The sequence below is a fragment of the Microcoleus sp. D3_18a_C4 genome (assembly GCF_036702415.1).
Classification (GTDB): domain Bacteria; phylum Cyanobacteriota; class Cyanobacteriia; order Cyanobacteriales; family Microcoleaceae; genus Microcoleus.
Map to the genome: position 1 here is coordinate 23,722 of NZ_JAUBTI010000036.1, position 19,483 is coordinate 43,204.

Sequence of the window (19,483 nt, forward strand, 5' to 3'; positions counted from 1 at the left end):
ATTCTTAATTATTGCAAGTTGTTTTACCAGTAGAACTAAGGCAAAAAAACGGTCGAGCTGCCAAATCGTGGCTTTCTCCGAGAGAAGGCGGGTTTTGGATTAGGGATTTCTGTCAAATAAGATATTAAAATGATTTAACCACTGAAGATGTCGAAACCTCATATTTGACGGCGCAAGATTCCCCAACTCTTAGATATCCTCTCGATCTTCGCTCTGCTGCTGCTCGTATTCTGTAATAATGTTCTGAATATCCTCTGCTGCAATATCGACTTGTTCGGATTTTGTGTAAAGGGTCAGCAAAATAATTCCCGTTGCTGTTTGGACGTAGTAAATTAAACGGTATCCACCACTTTTACCTTTTTGAGTGTCGCTATTTCGTACTCTCAACTTGAAGACTGCATAACCCACTCCAGCAATTCGATCTCCTGGCAGTTCTCCCCGTGTGAGTTGTTCGATAATGGGTTGAATATCATGGCGAATGCTGCGGTATTTTTTTGCAAGAGTGCGTAAATTGCGAGTGAAGGTTGGTGAAACTATAACTTGAATTAAGGGCAAGTCAGTCATTTTCAATTCCTTCCCACATTTGAGCAACCGAAATGGTTTGCCCAGTCATGGCTTCCTGCCAAGCTTGCCGAAAATCTTGTATAAGCGCTGCTTTAGATTGGCCCTCTCCGTCAATTTCTGAGGGTTCTGGAATACTAAAAGAATTAGCAGGAGGCATCTCTTGGATTTCTGCTGAGAAAACCTCTGGCAGATTATTTTGCGAAATGATTACCCCCTGACGTTGCTTTTGGCTTAGAAACTCTATAAAACTCGCAACTAATGCCAGATGTTCTGGAGAGAGTCGATCGAGCCATCGATCGATTTGATGTCGAAGTGCTGCTACATTCATAATGCCATCAAACCTTTTAATTTTACCTTGATTTTAACGTAAACCCGCCCCGCCTTGAATATCGGTCTTCCCTCTGCCTCTGACGCGGATGTGGTTCAAACCTCTTCTCTTCCCCCCGCTGTGGCACAATCTTATATATAAAACCTGCACCCTCTCGCCAATGACCGCAAACCTACCCCCGCAATACGACCCCCAAGCCACCGAAGCCAAATGGCAAAAATACTGGGAAGACAACCAAACTTTCAAAGCTGACCCCGAAAAAGGCGGCGAACCTTACTGCGTAGTCATCCCGCCGCCCAACGTCACCGGCAGCCTCCACATGGGACACGCTTTTGAAGAGACGCTGATTGATGTCCTCGTCCGCTATCACCGCATGACTGGACGCAATACCCTGTGGTTGCCGGGAACGGATCATGCTAGCATCGCCGTTCAAACTATTCTCGAAAAGCAACTCAAAGCAGAAGGCAAAACTCGCCACGATTTAGGCCGAGAAAAATTCTTGGAACGGGCCTGGGAGTGGAAAGCTGAATCGGGCAATACTATTACTAATCAATTACGCAGTTTGGGCGTGTCTGTGGATTGGTCGCGCGAACGCTTTACGATGGATGAAGGCTTATCTGCTGCGGTTTTAGAAGCGTTTGTCCGTCTGTACGATGAGGGGCTGATTTATCGCGGCAATTACCTGGTCAATTGGTGTCCGGCTAGTCAGTCTGCTGTGTCGGATTTGGAGGTAGACCAGCAGGAAGTTGAGGGCCATTTGTGGCATTTCCGCTATCCTTTGACGGATGGTTCTGGTTATTTGGAGGTGGCGACGACTCGGCCGGAAACGATGTTGGGCGATACAGGGGTGGCGGTGAATCCACAGGACGATCGCTACAAACATCTTATCGGTAAAACTGTGACTTTGCCGATCGTCAATCGCGAAATACCGATCGTTGCTGATGAGTTTGTCGATCCGACTTTCGGAACTGGTTGTGTCAAGGTGACTCCGGCCCACGATCCGAATGACTTCGAGATGGGTAAGCGTCACAATTTGCCGTTTATTAACATCATGAATAAGGACGGCACTTTAAATGAAAATGCCGGAGAGTTCCAAGGACAAGACCGATTTGTTGCCCGGAAAAATGTGGTGAAGCGGTTAGAAACTGACGGGGTTTTGGTTAAAATAGAAGATTATAAGCATACAGTTCCCTACAGCGAACGCGGCAAAGTTCCGGTCGAACCTTTGATATCTACGCAATGGTTTGTGAAGATAGATCCTCTTTCTCAACGTGCTTTAGAGGCATTAGATCAAAGTAACTCACCCGTCTTTGTTCCTGACAGATGGACAAAGGTTTATCGCGATTGGTTGGTGAAGCTGAAGGATTGGTGTATCTCCCGACAATTGTGGTGGGGACACCAAATCCCGGCTTGGTATGCTGTTAGCGAAACTAACGGCGAAATTACTGATACAACACCTTTTATAGTTGCGAAAACGGAAGCTGAAGCTAAGGAAAAAGCAACGGCTAAATTTGGAAATGACGTGCAGTTAGCAAGAGATCCAGATGTCTTGGATACTTGGTTTTCGTCCGGGTTGTGGCCTTTCTCAACTTTGGGATGGCCGGATGAAACTAAGGATTTGGATTTTTACTATCCGACAACTACTTTAGTTACAGGTTTTGATATCATCTTTTTCTGGGTTGCTAGAATGACGATGATGGCAGGACATTTTACTGGAAAGATGCCTTTTGATACTGTTTACATTCACGGTTTGGTGTTGGATGAAAACGGTCAAAAAATGTCTAAGAGTAAAAACAATGGTATCGACCCGCTGCTGTTGATTGGTAAGTACGGTACTGATGCTTTGCGCTACACTTTGGTTAAGGAAGTGGTTGGGGCCGGTCAAAATATTCGCATGGAGTACGATCGCAAAACTGATGAATCGAAATCGGTGGAAGCTTCGCGGAATTTCACGAATAAGTTGTGGAATGCGGCCAGGTTTGTGATGATGAATTTGGAGGGACAGACGCCGCAGCAGTTGGGAAGTCCTCACCCCCAGCCCACCGTAGGGGCGGTGCCCCCGTGCCCGCCCTTGGAATTGTGCGATCGCTGGATTCTTTCTCGCTACAATCAAGTTGTGCAGCAAAGCCGCAATTGTTTGGAAAATTACGGTTTGGGGGAAGCGGCGAAGGGACTTTATGAGTTTATTTGGGGCGATTTCTGTGACTGGTATATTGAGTTAGTAAAGTCTCGCTTGCAACAGGATGCTGAACCAAATTCTAAGAAAGTGGCCCAGCAAACTTTTGCTTTTGTGTTGGAAGGGATTCTGAAACTACTGCATCCTTTTATGCCGCACATTACTGAGGAGATTTGGCACACTCTGACTCAAACAGGTGACGATAAATGTTTGGCTTGGCAGGCTTATCCTGAAGCTGATGTCTCGCTAATAGATGCTGATTTGGAACAGCAGTTTGAGTTGTTGTTCGGTACAATTCGCACAGTTCGCAATTTGCGGGCAGATGCTGATATCAAACCCAGTGTGAAGGTGACGGCGATTTTGCAAAGCGAAAGCGAGAAAGAACGGCAAATAATCTCTGATGGAGGCGTTTACATTCAAGATTTGGCAAAAGTCGAAAATCTGACTGTTACGGCTAGTTTGGATGCAGATTTGGGACAGACAATTGCTGGGGTTGTCGGTACTGTGCAAGTATTGATTCCTCTGGCTGGGGTTGTCGATTTGGCGGCTTTGCGTGCTAAATTAGAGAAGAAGTTGAGCAAGGTGGAAGCTGAAATTAAGCATACTGCGGCGCGCTTGACTAATCAGAAGTTTGTGGATAAGGCTACTCCTGATGTGGTTCAGGGGGCGAGGGATGCTTTGGCGGAAGCGGAAAAACAGGCGGAGATTTTGCGCGATCGGCTAAAGGTGTTTTAAGGAGTCATTAGTCATTAGTCAGCAGTCATTAGTCGCGGGTGGGGTGAGAAACCGGGTTTCTACGAATTTTTCGGTTGAGTAACGAAAAATATTGAAAGAAACCCGGTTTCTGAGGAGATTATCATTTTTATTATGCTGGGCGATCGCTGTATAAAAACATCCCAAAATCCCGTAGGGGCGGGTTAACCAGCCATCTATGAAATACACAAACAATCTCGTAAACCCGCCCTCTCCTCAGCCATTATTTACATCACAATTTTACCTCTAAATTCATCGTACATTTTTATTGTTGGTGGGCGGGGGCGGGTTTATAGTATTATTGATGTTTACCATAAATGGTTGGCGAACCCGCCCCTACAAATTTGGTTTCAATAATAGAACCAATTGTGCTAACACGGGCAATTAATCACCAATTACCAATTACTAATTACCCTCATGTTATATTTAGCCCAAGTACAAAAGAAGCAAGTTTTAGGCGAGATAAGTCTGCAATTGCTGGCTTGCCAAAATTCTGATTATACTTGGGCTCTTCTTAGTGAAGAATGTTTCTTGACATTACAAAAAGATTTTGATCAAAATCCAATTAACTCTGCAACGAATGTTTTAAATGAAGGGATTTTAGTATTAGCAAATGTTGACGAAAATAGCCAGGTTTTGGATATTCAAGCAGCTACAAACTGGGTGCTAGAATTAGTTGAGAAATATTTAACAACAGGCTTTACTCCCGATTTTTTGCAGCAAGAAGCCCAGAAAGCAGAAGATTGGAGGCAATCTCTCACTTTGCAGAGTCAAGAATTGTCTCGCCGCTTGATTGAAGTTGAAGCCCGCCGAGAACAAATTCAAAATTTAGAAGCAAAACTCCAGCAGGAAAAGCAATTGTTGGAAAGTTCGATCGCCCAATTGCCAATTCCGCCCGCTACTCCACTAATTTGACTTAGAATTTGACTTAATTTAACACACCAAACGTAGGGACACGGCACTACCGCGTCCCCACTAACCTAATATGCAATTTGCTGGACATCATATAATTTGTAACTTGACAAATACCCCTTACCCGTTGCCGAATCGCCAGCAATACGGGCTGCGGCTAAAGCACTTTTGACTTCATCCAAGCAGCGGGGAGACACCGCAGTTTCTGAGAATTGCTAACATAAGCCCGCTTCTGAAACACATCATATTGATTGCGTTCGATCGCATTTAAGATTCTGCTGTAGAGCATTGTAGCAGCCCAAACAGTCCACCGAATATCGGGACTGAGCACTTTAATTCCCGGTTCCGCGCTGGCGTATAATTTGCGAGCTCGCTGAATTTGAAACCGCATCAATTCCCGCCAGCGGTTGTCAATTACACCGTTGAATAAATCTTCTTCGGTGTAGTTAAACAAGGCTAAGTCTTCTAAGGGAAGGTAAATGCGGCCGCGGCGGGCGTCTTCTCCGACATCGCGCAGAATATTAGTCAACTGCTTGGCAATACCCAGGGCTATCGCTTCTTCTTTGGGAATTCTATTACCCCAGTGCCAATTCCAGTTAGCAGCGGAGCTCGATTCGCCTACGCCCATGACAGACATCGACATCAGCCCTACAGTACCCGCTACTCGATAACAGTAAAGATTGAGCTCTTCAAAAGTTTCGTAGCGGCTGCGGTACAAGTCCATTTGCTGGCCCGCAATCATCTCTCGAAACGGCTGAATGTCGATCGGGAAACGAGACAGCGTATCCACCAACGCTACGTCGTAGTCGTCGTGAGGATGGCCGGCAAACACCGATTCTAGCCGTTTTTCCCACAGATTGAGGGTTTCAGGGGTCGTTGCATCAGAACCCGGCCCGTCTACGAGTTCGTCGGTGCGGCGGCACCAGACGTAAATCGCCCAAATCGCCCGACGCTTGGCTTCGGGCATGAGTTGAGTGCCTAAATAAAAATTTTTGGCATAACTCGCCGTGACTTGGCGGCACAGTTCGTAAGAGTCATCCACAGAAGCCAGAGTTCTCATGCACTGGAGTTTTGACAGTTGCAGCATCCGAGAATAAGAAATTTAAAGATTAGAACTGATTTTCCCCCGTTTAGAAAACGGGAGATTTTTTTACGTCTTTATGAAAAATTCTTAATTTTTCATTGGTTATTGGCCGTTGAAATAGCCTGCGCTGTCAGCTTACCAGAAAGCACGGCACCTTCCATACTTGCAAGATAACGCTGCATCGTATAATCCCCCGTTAGATAGAAATTGCTAATGGGAGTTGTTTGTGTGGGACGGCACTGCTGGCGTCCGGGAGTCGCTTTGTAGACGGAACGAGGGGTTTTGACTACGTGATATTTGAGCAGTTTGGCTGGTTCTGGGATTTGATCGGGAAAGAGTTTTTCTAACTCGACCATTGTGGCTGCGACGATATCTTCGTCAGATTTGCCGATCCAGTCTTTGGCCGGTGCTAAAACCAGTTCCAGCATTGATTTGTCTGGGTTGGCATATTCGCGGCAGGTGTTGCTCATGTCGGCGTAGACGCTCAGCAGGGGCGATCGCGAGAACAGCAAATGGTCGATATCAGTTAATTTGCGATCGAACCACAAGTGTACATTAATGACGGGTACTCCCTCCAAACCTTCGAGCTGTTTGAAATAATCCATTTCGCCCCAAGGTTTCGGCATCATCAACTTGAGCGGGTCAACCGGCATCGCGGAAACGTAAATATCGGCCGTCAGAATTTCTGACTCTGCCCCTTTTACTCCCCGAATCTGGAACCCACGCACCGTGTTGTCATCGTTGAGCAAAAACTCGCCGATGGGTGCATTCAGCCGGACTTCACCACCGCGCTCAGTTATGTAGTCTACCATCGGCTGACACAACCTTTCTGTGGGGGAACCGTCTAAAAAGGCCATTTTCGAGCCATTTTTCTCTTGCAGGAAGCGGTTGAGGGCTGTCAGCAGTATGGTTGCGGATATTTCGTGGGGGTCAATGAAATTGAGCGCCTTGGACATGGCGATAAATACTTCTTTTTCGACTCTGGGGGGGACGTTTTGCTTTTTCAGCCAGTCGGAAAACGAGTATTTGTCCATTTCTTCGACGTATTTTTGGCCCTGAAGCATCGCCGGAATCAAACCTATACCGAAGCGGATTTTTTCGGGCCAGGTGAGCATATCGTTGTTGCCCAGGATGGCTGCGACGCCGTTGAAGGGGGCCGGAAGGTCGGGAAAGTCAAAGCGGGAATAGGTTCCGGGGGTTTCCGGCTGATTGAAAATCATCGAGTGCTGTTTCCATTGCAGCCGGTCTTCAATGTCAAGTTCTTTGAAGAGTTGGAGCATATTCGGATATGCACCGAAGAAGATGTGGAGGCCGGTTTCGTACCAGTCGCCATCTGCATCTTTCCAGGCGGCTACTTTGCCGCCGAGTACGTCCCGACTTTCTAGGAGGATGGGGGTGTGGCCCGCGTCGGTAAGATATTTAGCGCAGGAAAGTCCTGCTAAGCCTGCTCCGGCGATCGCAACTCGCATTTGATACTACTTGGCCTCTGTGTTCGCTTCGGTTTAATTATACTTTACAACTCGTTACAATATTTTGTCATTCCGTAGGGAAACGGCACTGCCGTGTCCTCCGCGCGCCGGACACGGCAGTGCCGTGTCCCTACCCGTGGGATTTTGCGGGCAATCTACCGTGTCCGGCGCGGGGTACTCAGAAACCGGGTTTTTGCGACAATATTTCGTTAGACAATGCAGAAACCCGAAAAAACCCGGTTTCTTGACTCAGGCGCGAGGTACTCAGAAACCGGGTTTTTGCAGAGAAGACGCGTTACAGCGTGCAGAAACGCGAAAAATCCCGGTTTCTTGACTCAGGCGCGAGGTATTCAGAAACCGGGTTTTTGCGAGAATATTTCGTTACACAATGCAGAAACCCGAAAAAACCCGGTTTCTCGACTCACGCGCGAGGTACTCAGAAACCGGGTTTTTGCGAGAATATTTCGTTACACAATGCAGAAACCCGAAAAAACCCGGTTTCTCGACTCACGCGCGAGGTACTCAGAAACCGGGTTTTTGCGAGAATATTTCGTTACACAATGCAGAAACCCGAAAAAACCGGGTTTCTTTGGTATGTCCTCCTTTTCACGTTACTTCAGAAAAGTCTGTAGAAATTATTGACGAAGATGAAGGAACGATCGTGAGGGGACAGTTGGATGTTTTGGCTTTGTTTCAGGAGTTTTGGGTAGTAGTAATTGAGTCCAAGAAAGCGGCGTTTTCTTTGGAGGTAGGGATGCCGCAGTTACTAGCTTATATGTTAGCGAATCTGAATGCCGATCGACCTACTTACGGATTGTTAATGAATGGCGCAGATTTTCTATTTGTCAAGTTAGTTAAGCGGGAAACACCGCAGTACGCTTTTTATCGGAAATTTTACCTTTTCAATCCGGGGAATGATTTGTACAGCGTGCTGAGTATTTTGAAGCGCCTCGGTGAGTTGAATGTTGGTAATGTGGGTTAGAATACGATCGCCCTTGTGTGAGGGCGATCGCACTTTCCGACAATTCACAATTCCGGTTCAATACCGGCCGATCGCAATTGAGCGCGCAACTGCTCTAATTGGTCTTCGGCACGATCGGCTCTTTCAAATCCGGTCAACAGCAAATTTCCTGCACTATCCCACCAGCGCAGCCAAGGTAGTTCAACATTTTGATACATACCTTGCCAAATTCCCAATTCCACTCCTAACGGTGCGATCGGATAGTGACCGCGATCGTTTGCAGGAACTAATTGATACCTACCTTCGATCAGGTGATAGACTTCAACGCTAGCCTTAGTTACTTCATAAATCCCGTAAAATGCCGGACGGATCACATTTTCATAAATCCAGAATTTCCCCGGCTTAGTTTCCTGTATTCCCGATCGCAATAAAGGCGTTCTGTCCCGTTCTTCGGCACCATTCCCCGATACAAACTCTAACACAATCAACGGCGATACAAATTCTTGCCACATCACATAAGAACGGCGCAATTGACCGTCTAGTGTTGGCGGGACATTGGGAACATAGAACCAGTCTGGCGCTTCTGCACCGCGTTCTAGCGGCTCAGTTAATCGCCAGTAAATGCCGCTGTCTTGACCGATGCAGTAGTTACCGTCAGCGTGAATTCTTTCTAAAACGGGAGTAATTGAATCTGTTAGCAGGATGCTTTGGGGATGTTCTTGAAAGTTTTTCACAAAAGTACCGTCTGATTCGGGTAGTTGAGTATGATCCGGCCAGCCTGTAGGATTGTTTTCTACATCTAAGGTGAATTTCATAGTTTTATTGCGATCGGAGGTGTTTTTGAGAGCAAGGGCGATCGAGCTTTTATTTATGAACCAGTCGGCCTGCGCCGACTTTGTTTGTCGAGAAGCGGTTTCAACCGCCGAATCATAACTATAACGCCATTCAAGTCTGTACTGAAAATTCCTCATAATCGACTCCCCAATTCACCCATTTAATCGCTTCTTTAGCTGAGTTGATATCCGGCGGCACTCGCAAAGCGTGAATAAATCCGGTGCTGGGACAAGTCATTTTTAACAGATAAATCGGCTCCAAGTCAACGTTTGTATCAATTTTTAATAAGGTGTATTCTTGCCAAGTATCTAATTCAACGGCAGCTAATTCAGAGCAAATGCGATCGTAACCAATTCCTTGAATTAGCACTCGCTTGAGTTCGGCGTTTTCTTCCTCTAAAAGCCATTGCGGTTGCCACTCGTTGGGGTGTATTATTCCGTATTTTTCGGGTAAGGTGACGCCGTGATAAGAATAGATGCTGTATCCGTCAGCAAATTGAATGGCTGGCCCTCCTTCGGCGTGGAGGCGGTGTTGGCTGTCGAAGGAGAGGATGCGGGGGCGATCGCACACAATGCAAACTTTTTCATAGGTAAAAATCCAGCCGCATTGAGTTGTCAAAGATTGAAGCGCTTGCCACTTTATGGGGTTGTATTTGCACTTTAAGACGGAGAAGCAGAAGTCACAACCTGCCGCAAATTCTGCCCATACTATAGAATCTAAAGGTTCATAATCTTTATCGTGAAAAAACTCTACTTCACCAATGCTTGCTTCCAATAGTTCCTGAAAAATATCAGAAAATCTATTCCATGCTTGCGGGTAAAACGTGCCAGACAACTCATCTGAAAGCTGTTCGCTTATATTTTCCCAAGTCTCGTTGTACAATTGCTCTGCAAATTTCTCAAAAAGGTTGGCTCCGAATTTTTCATATAGCTGAGTAAGTGATTCGCAGCTCATAAGAAGATTAGCGGCTTCGTAGGGGCTACCGCAAAAAATAATTTCGGGTTCTTTTTCGTCAATTGCGAGGTAAGCTTGTTTAACTGCCTCTGCTGCTTTTTGGCGATCGATCGGCTCAGTGGAGTACATGATTTCCCACCACTTTTCATCATAAACTAGCATTAAATCTTCTTGTTCGGGAGTAAGTTTTTCAATCATCGCTATCCTCTAAAATCGATTATGCCAAAGAAACCGGGTTTTTTACCGAATTTGTGGGTGAGTGCGAAAGATTTTCGTAAAAAAACCCGGTTTCTGACCACCCGTGGGTAATTCCTACTTGTAATAACCTCAATCTTCATCCCACTTATCTTTAACTGCTTCCCAATCCAACCAACCGGCACGATCGCAGTTTCCACCCGCACCTTTTAACTCATTTAATGCTTTTTTTGCGATTGGCAAATCTTCTAAAGTCTCTAACCATTCGATGAGTGCTTGCCAAGTTTCGACATCTAAGACAGCAACTTGTTTGCCTTTTAGATTGAGAAACTCAACTGACTACAATACTTCTAATCCGGGCATTCAGGCTACCTCTATGTTAATGATAGATATAACTTTTGCTCTCCATTCTAATCAATTTGCTCCTCGGTTGCTGCGCTGGGCCCGATCGAAAACCGTGCCCGATCGCACTCCAGCCAACCCCCGCCCCTTGCCCCGAGTGAGGCAATCCCCCCGCAGCCCCCGCTTCTCGACGCGGTACAATAAATGCAATCATACTTAACGCTTATATTGAAAAAGTTACACACAACGCCACAGGAGACAACAGACGCATGGGTAAAGTAGTTGGCATTGACCTCGGAACAACAAACTCAGTAGTAGCCGTCATGGAAGGCGGCAAACCGGTTGTGATTGCCAATGCAGAAGGGATGCGGACAACTCCCTCGGTAGTCGCTTTCACAAAGGAAGGAGAACGCCTTGTGGGACAGATGGCCAGACGCCAGACTGTTCTCAATCCGCAAAACACCTTTTACGCCGTCAAGCGGTACATCGGACGCAAATATACCGAACTGACTCCAGAATCAAAGCGCGTCCCTTACACAACTCGCCGCGACGAAAACGGGAACATCAAAATCAAGTGTCCCCGCCTGAAAAAAGATTTTGCCCCAGAGGAAATTTCGGCGATGGTTTTGCGGAAACTGGCCGATGAAGCCAGCCGCTATCTGGGACAAGAGGTAACGGGGGCTGTAATTACTGTTCCCGCTTATTTCAATGACTCGCAGCGACAGGCGACGCGCGATGCGGGACGAATTGCCGGACTTGATGTCAAGCGGATTTTAAATGAGCCGACGGCGGCTTCTTTGGCTTACGGTTTGGAGAGGCGAGAAAGTCAAACTATTTTAGTGTTTGATTTGGGCGGCGGTACTTTTGATGTGTCGATTTTAGACGTGGGAGACGGAGTATTTGAAGTTAAAGCAACTAGCGGCGACACTCAATTAGGTGGCAATGATTTTGACTCCAAAATTGTGGATTGGTTGGCAGAACAATTCTTAGAAAAAGAAGGAATTGATTTGCGACGCAACCGCCAAGCTTTGCAGCGCTTGATCGAAGCTGCAGAAAAAGCCAAGATTGAGCTGTCGGGAGTCGGTGTCACCGAGATTAATTTGCCGTTTATCGATGCGAACGAAGACGGGCCTTTGCATCTGGAAACGCGGCTGACTCGCGGTCAATTTGAGGGGCTGTGCACTGATTTGGTGCAGCGGCTACGGCGGCCAGTCAAACAAGCTTTGGCTGATGCAAGTTTGAGTCCTTCTCGCATTGATGAAGTTGTGCTAGTCGGCGGTTCGACTCGCATTCCTTTGGTGCAGGAAGTTGTTCGCAGTTTGATCGATCGAGAACCGAATCAAAATGTCAATCCCGATGAAGTTGTGGCGGTGGGTGCGGCAATTCAGGCGGGTATTTTGGGTGGGGATGTCCGCGATGTGCTGCTGTTGGATGTGACGCCGCTGTCGCTGGGTTTGGAAACTATCGGCGGGGTGATGAAAAAACTGATTCCGAGGAATACTACTATTCCCGTCAGGCGATCGGACATTTTTTCGACTGCTGAAAACAACCAAACTGTGGTAGAAATTCACGTCATCCAAGGGGAACGGGAATTAGGCAGAGATAATAAGTCTTTGGGACGGTTTAAACTAACTGGAATTCCGCCGGCACCGCGAGGGATTCCGCAGGTACAAGTAGCTTTTGATATTGATGCTAACGGGATGCTGTTGGTGACTGCTTTGGACAAAACTACCGGCAGGGAACAAAGCATTACTGTACAAGGTGCTTCGACGCTGAGTCAGCAGGAAGTGAATCAAATGATTCGCGATGCGGAACAGTTTGCTCAAGCTGATAAGTTGCAGCGGGAAAGGGTAGAAAAACGCAATCGCGCTGAAGCTTTAGCTTATCAAGCTGAGCGGCAGTTGCGAGAAGTTGCGCTCGATCGCGGAATGCAGTTTGCTCAAAGAAGTCGCCAGCGAATTGAAACTTTAATTCGGGAATTGCGAGACAGTTTGGAACGCAATGATGAGCGGGGAGTTGACCAAGTTGGTTCGGATTTGCAGGATGCTCTTTACGATTTGAGCCGGGAAGTTTCCGCTTTTGCTGATGATGACGATGATGATGATTTCTTTGAGTCTGTGAAGCGGACTTTTACGGGCGACGGTACCAAGCGGCGCAGCGATGACAACAGCTATTATACCAATGCTAAACCGTACAGGCGATCGACTGTCGATCCAATTCCCGATCGCCCCTACGATCGTATGGGCGATCGTATGGGCGATCGTATGGGCGATCGTATGGGCGATCGTATGGGCGATCGTATGGGCGATCGTATGGGCGATCGTAGAAGCAGTGCTAATCGCCCCACTCGCCCTTATCAAAATCAAAGCGACGATTGGGATGATGACGACGATTGGCTCTAATTAGTGGTTAGTCATTAGTCCCTAGTCATTAGTCCCTAGTTTGAAGCAGGGAAGCAGGATGACTAATGACTAATGACTAATAATTAATGACTAATGACTAATGACTAATAACTAATGACTAAATATGCAGAATTTTCGCAATTACTATCTAATTTTGGGAGTGCCCAAAGATGCCACGGCTGATGAGATAAAAAAAGCCTATCGACGGCTAGCCCGACAGTTGCACCCTGACGTAAATCCGGGGGATAAATCGGCTGAAGATAGGTTTAAGGATATTAATGAAGCTTACGATATTCTTTCCGATATTGACAAGCGAGCTCAATACGATCAGTTTAGTAAATTCTGGAAACAAAAGGGATTTCAAGGCAAGCAAGGGGTGCGACTTCCCAATTTCAAAACTTGGGGAAACGGTAAAGCTACCCGCAAAAAACCGACCGAAGATGTCGATTTTAGCGAGTACTCGGATTTTAATAAATTTCTCGACCAAGTGCTCGGAAGACGCCGAGAAGTGAGGATGGCGACAGCGAATGATACACAGGGAGTAGCCTCCTCTGAACCGTGGAGTACGGCTTCTAAGAAAACGAGTTATGTTGCTAATTCTCGCCCACCTAGAAGGGATTTTGACGATCGCGAAATGCGACGGGAAACAGTCGATCGCGAAATGCGACGGGAAACAGTCGATCGCGAAATGCGACGGGAAACAGTCGATCGCGAAATGCGACGGGAAACAGTCGATCGCGAAATGCGACGGGAAGCAGTCGATCGCGAAATGCGACGGGAAACAGTCGATCGCGAACCCAGAAGAGACATTGAGGCCAGATTGACTCTGCCTTTGGAAAGGGCTTATTCGGGCGGTACCGAGCGAATTCGTCTGGAAGATGGGCGAGCGATCGAGGTGACTCTGCCTGCTGCTATGGTATCAGGCCAGCGGATTCGCTTGCGAAATCAAGGTATGGGCGGCGGGGATTTATATTTGAAAATCACAGTTTCTCCCCATCCATTTTTTCGATTGGAAATGTCGGATATTTGCTGCGAATTGCCACTGACTCCCAGCGAAGCGGTGTTGGGGGGAGATATTGAAGTACCGACGCTAGACGGCTTGGTAAAGATGAAATTGCCGCCGGGAGTAACGTCTGGAAAGCGGTTGCGGCTGGCTAACAAAGGCTATCCGACAGGAAATGGCGATCGGGGCGATCAATTAGTAGAAATTCAGGTGTTAATTCCCAAAGAAATTAGTGACGAAGAAAGAGAATTATACCAGAAGTTGCGAGAGGTTGAGTCTTTTAAACCCCGTCAAGATTTGTCGGTATAAATTTTTAGGGTGCGCGATTCACACCGGAGACCTTGTTGGTATAATGTAATAGGATGAGCTGCCGGCACCTGAAGCCTTAACTATTACAAATTTACCCATTACCTATATGTTCACATTCATCAATCCTAAGACTGATTTTGCCTTCAAAAAAATCTTCGGCTCTGAAAATAGCAAAGACATTCTCATTAGTTTTTTGAATGCCTTGCTGTATGACAGTCAGCCCACCATAGAAAGTTTACAAATTTTCGATCCTTATTCAGCTCCGCGAATTCGAGGTCTCAAGGAGACTTACTTAGATGTGAAAGCTAAGTTAAATGACGGCACATCAGTAATTATCGAGATGCAGGTTTTGAACGTAGAGGCTTTTGAAAAGCGGATTTTGTACAATGCAGCTAAAGCTTATTCCACGCAATTAGAAACAGCCGAACAATATGTACTGTTGAATCCAGTGATTGCCTTGACAATTACTGATTTTGAAATGTTCGAGGATTTCAGTAAAGTAATTTCGCGGTTTGTTCTTAAGGAAAGAGAGTTCTTGAGTGACTATCTGAGTTACGATATTGAATTGGTATTTGTCGAGTTGCCTAAGTTCAAAAAAGGTCTGAACGAGTTAGAAACCTTGACCGACAAGTGGCTTTATTTCCTCAAAACAGCTAGAGATTTAAATGCAGTACCTGAGACAATGGAAGCTGTGCCAGAAATTAACAAAGCCTTTGCAATAGCAAGTAAAGCTAATTTAAATCGTGATGAGTTAGAGGATTTGGAAAGACAGGAAGTTTATATCCAAGATCGGCGAGGTGCAATCTCTAAAGCAGTGCGAATCGGAACAGAAAAAGGCAGAAAAGAAGGAATCAAAACAGGACAAATAGCACTGATTATTCGTCTATTGGAACGTCGTGTAGGTGCTGTTACTCCCGAAGTTCAAACTCAAATCGGGGAATTGTCGATCGACCAATTGGAAAACTTAGGAGAAGCCTTGTTAAATTTTAACGACATATCAGATTTAACAGCTTGGCTGCAAACACAAGATTTACCCGCCGAATAGCCGTTAGCGGAGCCCTCGAAGAGGATCGCACTTTCAGCAATCCTGGATCGCATAAGTAAAATTACTGTTGTGATTATTCCTGAACTAGCAGAGAATTAATACTAAGGTAATTTTCCCACAATCAGGAGCAGTCTGCCGCGATGACTCAAATGCCCCCTCAATGCAACAATCTGCAAGAGCAAGTTGACTCTTTACTGCAACTGCTGCGTCAGGAATCCTCTTTGCGACAACAAGATATCACGGCGGTACAAGCTTCTCTGAAAAAGGCAATTTCTCCTGAGTTTGAGATTGTGTTTGCTGGTGCTTTCAGTGCGGGAAAATCCATGCTAATTAATGCTTTGCTGGAGCGAGAATTGCTCTACAGTGCAGAAGGACACGCGACAGGTACGGAATGTTATATCGCCTTTGCTGAGCCGGAAAAAGAGCGCGTTGTTCTCACTTTTTTGAGCGAGTTTGAGATTAGCCAGCAAGCTTCTGTGCTTTGCCATCAGTTAGGTTTAGCTACTGAACTTAATATTAATCAAACAGATGTAGTGTCCCTGTTGTCTCAGGGATGTAACATAATTATTGAAACGGAAGGCGGCGAAAATAAATCCGAGTTAGCCAAAAAAGCTAAGGCTTTGATGCTGCTGTTAGAAGGTTTTGAGGCAAATCGCGATCGCATCCAAACTCTCGAAAACGCTACCTACTCGATGGAACAGTTTAACTTTTCCAATCTCAAGGAAGCTGCTAGTTATGCCCGTCGCGGTAGTAACAGTGCTGTACTCAAGCGAGTTGAATACTACTGTTATCATCCGCTGCTGCAAGATGGCAATATTATTATCGATACGCCGGGAATTGATGCGCCGGTGCAGCGGGATGCAGAATTGACTTATGATAAGATTGAAAGCCCGGATACTTCGGCGGTTGTCTGCGTTTTGAAAGCGGCTTCGTCGGGGGAAATGACGACGGAAGAAACCGAGTTGATGGAAAAAACACGGGGAAATCCGGGAATTCGCGATCGACTGTTTTACATTTTCAACCGCATTGACGAAACTTGGTACAACACGCAACTGCGACAGCGCTTAGAAAATCTGATTAATTCCGACTTTCGCGATACTGCGAGAGTTTATAAAACTAGCGGATTGTTAGGATTTTACGGGAGTTTGATTCGAGGGACAACAGGGCGCGATCACTTTGGTTTAAATACAATATTTGCCAGCAGTCAAGGGCGAGTTTCTGGAGACGATAAATTAGATTCAGAGTTTCTCGGTAATAGTGAAGAAACTCCGCAGTTTGTTAGTGAATTTAATCGCTACTGTGCGAATTCCGGCAAGCTATCTCCGAGCAAATTTCGCATTTCAGTTAACAGCTACGAAACACCCAATGAAAACTACGTGCGGATTCTTGCGGAACAAGGACAACCATTAATTGCTCAATTAATTCAAGATAGCGGTATCGAAGATTTTCGCACAGCCATCACCCGTTACCTCACAGAAGAAAAACGCCCGCAACTGTTCAAAAATTTAGCTGACGACTTAGAAGACTTGTGCATTCAACTGCGGAAACATTACCAAACAATTCAGCGGAATTTGGACAGCCAGCCCCGCGAAATTGAAGCAATGAAAGCACAGGAACTTTTGCGGCTAAATCAAGAATTGCAGCAAGTCGGACAGGATTTTCGGGAACATATCGCCGAAGAAGTCAATGAAATGATTATGAACAGATGCGATATTTTCGATATAGACTTTAGGCAACTGCAATCTCGGATGATCCGGCGCTTGGATGAATTGTTAGATGGATTTTCTGTTGAGGCGGCTTACGGACGCACTTTGCGGAATCATCCCCGCAATGCTACAGCACCTTTAATTGCTGTTTTAGTTGAAGCGCTTTATTATTTAGCGAATCAGTTGGAAGATATTTTAGTAGAGGCTACTAAGTCACTGGTTGATAATTATTTCCAGTATTTGAAAGATAGCGTTCGCAAGTCGGAATACTATCGATTACTCTATCGGTTGTTGGGTAACGACGGGGGAATTGAACAGCAGTTAGAGGAGTTATCAAAGCGGGTTTCTGATGCTTTGGTAAATGCGGCGGGCGTTGAGTGCGATCGCTACGTGCGAGAAAGTCCCCGTTTTTACGACGAAGGCACATTTTCAATTTATCAATTCCGGGAAACATTGCAGCAAACTTCTCAAGGCTACGACTGCGAAAACATGGTGGACGCCCAACCGGCAATTCGGCAATTATTGCGGCTGGATTTTGAGCCGAAAGTATCTAGAACTATTCGGCAAACTTTTCGCCAAACTGTCAACCAAACCCTGAAAGAGCATTTGTTGCCGCTGGCCCAAAAGCAAGCTGATGATATTTTGCAGAAATACAGTCAAGCCCGCGATTATTTGGAGCAAACTTTGGCACAGGAGGCGGAGGAAAAGATTGCTGGCAATCTGCGGCGGCAAGCTGAAAATGAGCAGAAGATTCAAGAGTACGATCGGGCGGTTTCTGGGATTAATAGTTGTTTGCAGGCGATGAAGTTGCACGAGCATTTGTTGCCTGTAATTGCACAAAATGATAGCGTGTCGGTGGATGGTGAATGATTGAAATCCGGGTGAATTATATTCACCTGGTTTCTTTATTGTGTTTATTGTGATATAATAGCCAACAAAGAGCGACTTTAATCCTATGAACATTCGCCAAAAACTTCTAACAATAATCGAGCACCTTTCCGAGGATAAGTTAGCAACACTTCTGAACCTAGCCCTCTTCTTGAAAAGTGGAAAAGAATCTGTTCAACCGATGCTTGTATCCCAAGCTTATCAAGATTGGCTGAGTGCGGAAAATGACATTTATGACGCACTATTTGCAGACTGAGCCATCAAAAATCCGCGTTCATTCGCGTTCATCTGCAGTTAAAAATCATGGCTAAAAAGCCTATTAGGTTAGATATCAATATGGAAGATAAATTTGATTTTCACAACTGCGCTAATGATGATGCTTTATCTTTTGGTAGGGCCATGCTTAAAATAGAAAAGCTCAAGGAAACACTAACCTATAGAGTTTTGTCTGAGTATGGGTTAGGAGAGACACTGAATAAATGGTTAAAAGAACAGAACTTAAATATCGATGTACCTCTTGACACTCGGCAAAAACGTTTTTCATATGAGAACTGGTTTGGTGAAGGTATAGATTGTGAAATTCTCAGAGTGGGTGCTCAGGGCTGGAAGAAAGGAAAGATTAAACTCAAACTCAATGTCACTATAGAGTTTTGCCCCGACGAACCAGGCGTTGTTGAAGAAACACCAGAAAACAACGAATCAGAAACTAGCAAACCCGAATCCCCCCTCGATGATTTGCGCCGCCAACTTCTCAATCAAGAAAACTCACCCAGCTAATCCATCAAACATCCGCGTTAATTCGCGTTCATCTGCGGTTAAAAATCATCATGTCTAAAACCCCTAGAATCCCGATTCCCCCAGAAGTCAAAAAATATGTATTCACCCGCAATAAATACCAGTGCCAAAGCTGCGGTCAAACCAAACTAGAAACCCAACTGACGATCGATCATATCATCCCCCTAGCGCGCGGCGGCAGCAACGACATCAGCAACTTGCAAACCCTCTGCGGCACCTGCAACCAAAAGAAAACCGACAAACTAGACCCGCGCTTCCGCCGTCACTTTGACCTTTGATATTTAACAGTATGATAAAATCAGCAATTTAAGCTTGAAATTGCTAACCTCTGTTCGATCGCACTTTTAATCCCTAGCTTGGATAATTGCAATGCTGACAAAAACAGTAGACGTGCAAGAAGCACAGACAAATTTAAAAGAGTTATTATCTCTAGCACTTAAAGGCATAGAGGTGGTTCTCACAGAAGGTGGCATTCCCCTTGTCCGTTTAGCGCCGATCGCATCCCCTACTAAGCAGCGTACAGCAGGATTACACGCAGGAGCAATCTGGACAAGCGACGATTTTGATGAACCATTACCAGACGAATTTTGGACAGGGAATCTATGAAACTACTGCTGGATACTCATACATTATTCCTTCTTCCTTCAATCCGTTACATCTCACAAATTGCACCATTGTCAAGAACAGGCAAGATGCCTGTTCCACAAGAAAATTTATCTCTTGTGGAACAGGCAAGATGCCTGTTCCTAAGCAAATAATTGAG

The 19,483-nt window shown here is 45.8% G+C and carries 19 protein-coding genes; 11 read left to right on the forward strand and 8 right to left on the reverse strand.

The annotated features are described in order from the left end of the window. Positions 1–189: 189 nt before the first annotated feature. On the reverse strand, positions 190–564 hold the full coding sequence (locus tag QUB16_RS17405) for a type II toxin-antitoxin system RelE/ParE family toxin (protein WP_333317911.1): 375 nt from the start codon (positions 562–564) through the stop codon (positions 190–192). Continuing rightward, positions 557–892: a hypothetical protein gene (locus tag QUB16_RS17410; protein ID WP_333317913.1), complete on the reverse strand. Its 336-nt coding sequence runs from the start codon at positions 890–892 to the stop codon at positions 557–559. The genes QUB16_RS17405 and QUB16_RS17410 overlap by 8 nt, the downstream gene beginning before the upstream one ends. A gap of 160 nt (positions 893–1,052) precedes the next feature. On the opposite strand from QUB16_RS17410, the gene QUB16_RS17415 reads away from it, so the two are divergent. Together QUB16_RS17415 and QUB16_RS17420 are read left to right on the forward strand one after the other, a co-directional pair. Next, positions 1,053–3,803, forward strand: a complete 2,751-nt coding sequence (locus QUB16_RS17415; RefSeq protein ID WP_333317915.1) for a valine--tRNA ligase — start codon at positions 1,053–1,055, stop codon at positions 3,801–3,803. A 435-nt stretch (positions 3,804–4,238) separates the two neighbouring features. Continuing rightward, a complete protein-coding gene (locus QUB16_RS17420) occupies positions 4,239–4,736 on the forward strand; it encodes a hypothetical protein (RefSeq protein WP_333317917.1) in 498 nt (165 codons plus the stop codon). A 154-nt stretch (positions 4,737–4,890) separates the two neighbouring features. Here the strand turns inward: QUB16_RS17420 and crtB are convergent, their stop codons facing one another. Next, complete coding sequence (crtB, locus tag QUB16_RS17425) at positions 4,891–5,820, reverse strand: 15-cis-phytoene synthase CrtB (protein ID WP_333317919.1); 930 nt, start codon at positions 5,818–5,820, stop codon at positions 4,891–4,893. 92 nt (positions 5,821–5,912) lie between these two features. Further along, positions 5,913–7,286, reverse strand: coding sequence for a 15-cis-phytoene desaturase (gene pds, locus QUB16_RS17430; RefSeq protein WP_333317921.1), 1,374 nt, complete (start codon positions 7,284–7,286; stop codon positions 5,913–5,915). A 388-nt stretch (positions 7,287–7,674) separates the two neighbouring features. Here pds and QUB16_RS17435 point away from each other — a divergent pair, with 388 nt between their 5' ends. Then, positions 7,675–8,268 carry a hypothetical protein gene (locus tag QUB16_RS17435; RefSeq protein ID WP_333317923.1) on the forward strand — a complete coding sequence of 198 codons (594 nt, stop codon included), beginning with the start codon at positions 7,675–7,677 and terminating at the stop codon, positions 8,266–8,268. 44 nt (positions 8,269–8,312) lie between these two features. On the opposite strand, the gene QUB16_RS17440 is transcribed toward QUB16_RS17435, so the two are convergent. From QUB16_RS17440 to QUB16_RS17450, 3 genes are all read right to left on the reverse strand, one after another. After that, entirely contained in the window at positions 8,313–9,062 is a 750-nt protein-coding gene (locus tag QUB16_RS17440; RefSeq protein ID WP_333317955.1) for a Uma2 family endonuclease, read from the reverse strand. A gap of 130 nt (positions 9,063–9,192) precedes the next feature. Then, complete coding sequence (locus tag QUB16_RS17445) at positions 9,193–10,233, reverse strand: DUF6745 domain-containing protein (RefSeq protein WP_333317924.1); 1,041 nt, start codon at positions 10,231–10,233, stop codon at positions 9,193–9,195. A 376-nt stretch (positions 10,234–10,609) separates the two neighbouring features. After that, a complete protein-coding gene (locus QUB16_RS17450; protein WP_333317926.1) occupies positions 10,610–10,786 on the reverse strand; it encodes a hypothetical protein in 177 nt (58 codons plus the stop codon). Positions 10,787–10,841: 55 nt separating this feature from the next. On the opposite strand from QUB16_RS17450, the gene dnaK reads away from it, so the two are divergent. The 8 genes from dnaK (at position 10,842) to QUB16_RS17490 (ending at position 19,326) form a co-directional block, all read left to right on the forward strand. Beyond that, positions 10,842–12,974 carry a molecular chaperone DnaK gene (dnaK, locus tag QUB16_RS17455; protein ID WP_333317928.1) on the forward strand — a complete coding sequence of 711 codons (2,133 nt, stop codon included), beginning with the start codon at positions 10,842–10,844 and terminating at the stop codon, positions 12,972–12,974. Positions 12,975–13,098: 124 nt separating this feature from the next. Next, complete coding sequence (locus QUB16_RS17460; protein WP_333317930.1) at positions 13,099–14,286, forward strand: J domain-containing protein; 1,188 nt, start codon at positions 13,099–13,101, stop codon at positions 14,284–14,286. A 106-nt stretch (positions 14,287–14,392) separates the two neighbouring features. Next, on the forward strand, positions 14,393–15,331 hold the full coding sequence (locus QUB16_RS17465; RefSeq protein WP_333317932.1) for an Rpn family recombination-promoting nuclease/putative transposase: 939 nt from the start codon (positions 14,393–14,395) through the stop codon (positions 15,329–15,331). 140 nt (positions 15,332–15,471) lie between these two features. Next, entirely contained in the window at positions 15,472–17,907 is a 2,436-nt protein-coding gene (locus tag QUB16_RS17470; RefSeq protein ID WP_333317934.1) for a dynamin-like GTPase family protein, read from the forward strand. 85 nt (positions 17,908–17,992) lie between these two features. Beyond that, entirely contained in the window at positions 17,993–18,181 is a 189-nt protein-coding gene (locus QUB16_RS17475) for a hypothetical protein (RefSeq protein ID WP_333317936.1), read from the forward strand. Between the two features lie 47 nt (positions 18,182–18,228). Continuing rightward, positions 18,229–18,702 carry a KGK domain-containing protein gene (locus QUB16_RS17480; RefSeq protein WP_333317938.1) on the forward strand — a complete coding sequence of 158 codons (474 nt, stop codon included), beginning with the start codon at positions 18,229–18,231 and terminating at the stop codon, positions 18,700–18,702. Between the two features lie 50 nt (positions 18,703–18,752). Beyond that, positions 18,753–18,998: an HNH endonuclease gene (locus QUB16_RS17485; protein ID WP_333317940.1), complete on the forward strand. Its 246-nt coding sequence runs from the start codon at positions 18,753–18,755 to the stop codon at positions 18,996–18,998. A gap of 91 nt (positions 18,999–19,089) precedes the next feature. Beyond that, on the forward strand, positions 19,090–19,326 hold the full coding sequence (locus QUB16_RS17490; protein WP_096829156.1) for a type II toxin-antitoxin system Phd/YefM family antitoxin: 237 nt from the start codon (positions 19,090–19,092) through the stop codon (positions 19,324–19,326). Here QUB16_RS17490 and QUB16_RS17495 read toward each other — a convergent pair. Further along, positions 19,321–19,455: a hypothetical protein gene (locus QUB16_RS17495; protein WP_333317942.1), complete on the reverse strand. Its 135-nt coding sequence runs from the start codon at positions 19,453–19,455 to the stop codon at positions 19,321–19,323. The genes QUB16_RS17490 and QUB16_RS17495 overlap by 6 nt on opposite strands. Positions 19,456–19,483: the final 28 nt, after the last annotated feature.

Bases quoted from the DNA above. Each gene is read 5' to 3' on its own strand.
- QUB16_RS17405 (WP_333317911.1), bottom strand. From the start codon at position 564: ATGACTGACTTGCCCTTAATTCAAGTTATAGTTTCACCAACCTTCACT.
- QUB16_RS17410 (WP_333317913.1), bottom strand. From the start codon at position 892: ATGAATGTAGCAGCACTTCGACATCAAATCGATCGATGGCTCGATCGA.
- QUB16_RS17415 (WP_333317915.1), top strand. From the start codon at position 1,053: ATGACCGCAAACCTACCCCCGCAATACGACCCCCAAGCCACCGAAGCC.
- QUB16_RS17420 (WP_333317917.1), top strand. From the start codon at position 4,239: ATGTTATATTTAGCCCAAGTACAAAAGAAGCAAGTTTTAGGCGAGATA.
- crtB (WP_333317919.1), bottom strand. From the start codon at position 5,820: ATGCTGCAACTGTCAAAACTCCAGTGCATGAGAACTCTGGCTTCTGTG.
- pds (WP_333317921.1), bottom strand. From the start codon at position 7,286: ATGCGAGTTGCGATCGCCGGAGCAGGCTTAGCAGGACTTTCCTGCGCT.
- QUB16_RS17435 (WP_333317923.1), top strand. From the start codon at position 7,675: ATGCAGAAACCCGAAAAAACCCGGTTTCTCGACTCACGCGCGAGGTAC.
- QUB16_RS17440 (WP_333317955.1), bottom strand. From the start codon at position 9,062: ATGAAATTCACCTTAGATGTAGAAAACAATCCTACAGGCTGGCCGGAT.
- QUB16_RS17445 (WP_333317924.1), bottom strand. From the start codon at position 10,233: ATGATTGAAAAACTTACTCCCGAACAAGAAGATTTAATGCTAGTTTAT.
- QUB16_RS17450 (WP_333317926.1), bottom strand. From the start codon at position 10,786: ATGATTGCATTTATTGTACCGCGTCGAGAAGCGGGGGCTGCGGGGGGA.
- dnaK (WP_333317928.1), top strand. From the start codon at position 10,842: ATGGGTAAAGTAGTTGGCATTGACCTCGGAACAACAAACTCAGTAGTA.
- QUB16_RS17460 (WP_333317930.1), top strand. From the start codon at position 13,099: ATGCAGAATTTTCGCAATTACTATCTAATTTTGGGAGTGCCCAAAGAT.
- QUB16_RS17465 (WP_333317932.1), top strand. From the start codon at position 14,393: ATGTTCACATTCATCAATCCTAAGACTGATTTTGCCTTCAAAAAAATC.
- QUB16_RS17470 (WP_333317934.1), top strand. From the start codon at position 15,472: ATGACTCAAATGCCCCCTCAATGCAACAATCTGCAAGAGCAAGTTGAC.
- QUB16_RS17475 (WP_333317936.1), top strand. From the start codon at position 17,993: ATGAACATTCGCCAAAAACTTCTAACAATAATCGAGCACCTTTCCGAG.
- QUB16_RS17480 (WP_333317938.1), top strand. From the start codon at position 18,229: ATGGCTAAAAAGCCTATTAGGTTAGATATCAATATGGAAGATAAATTT.
- QUB16_RS17485 (WP_333317940.1), top strand. From the start codon at position 18,753: ATGTCTAAAACCCCTAGAATCCCGATTCCCCCAGAAGTCAAAAAATAT.
- QUB16_RS17490 (WP_096829156.1), top strand. From the start codon at position 19,090: ATGCTGACAAAAACAGTAGACGTGCAAGAAGCACAGACAAATTTAAAA.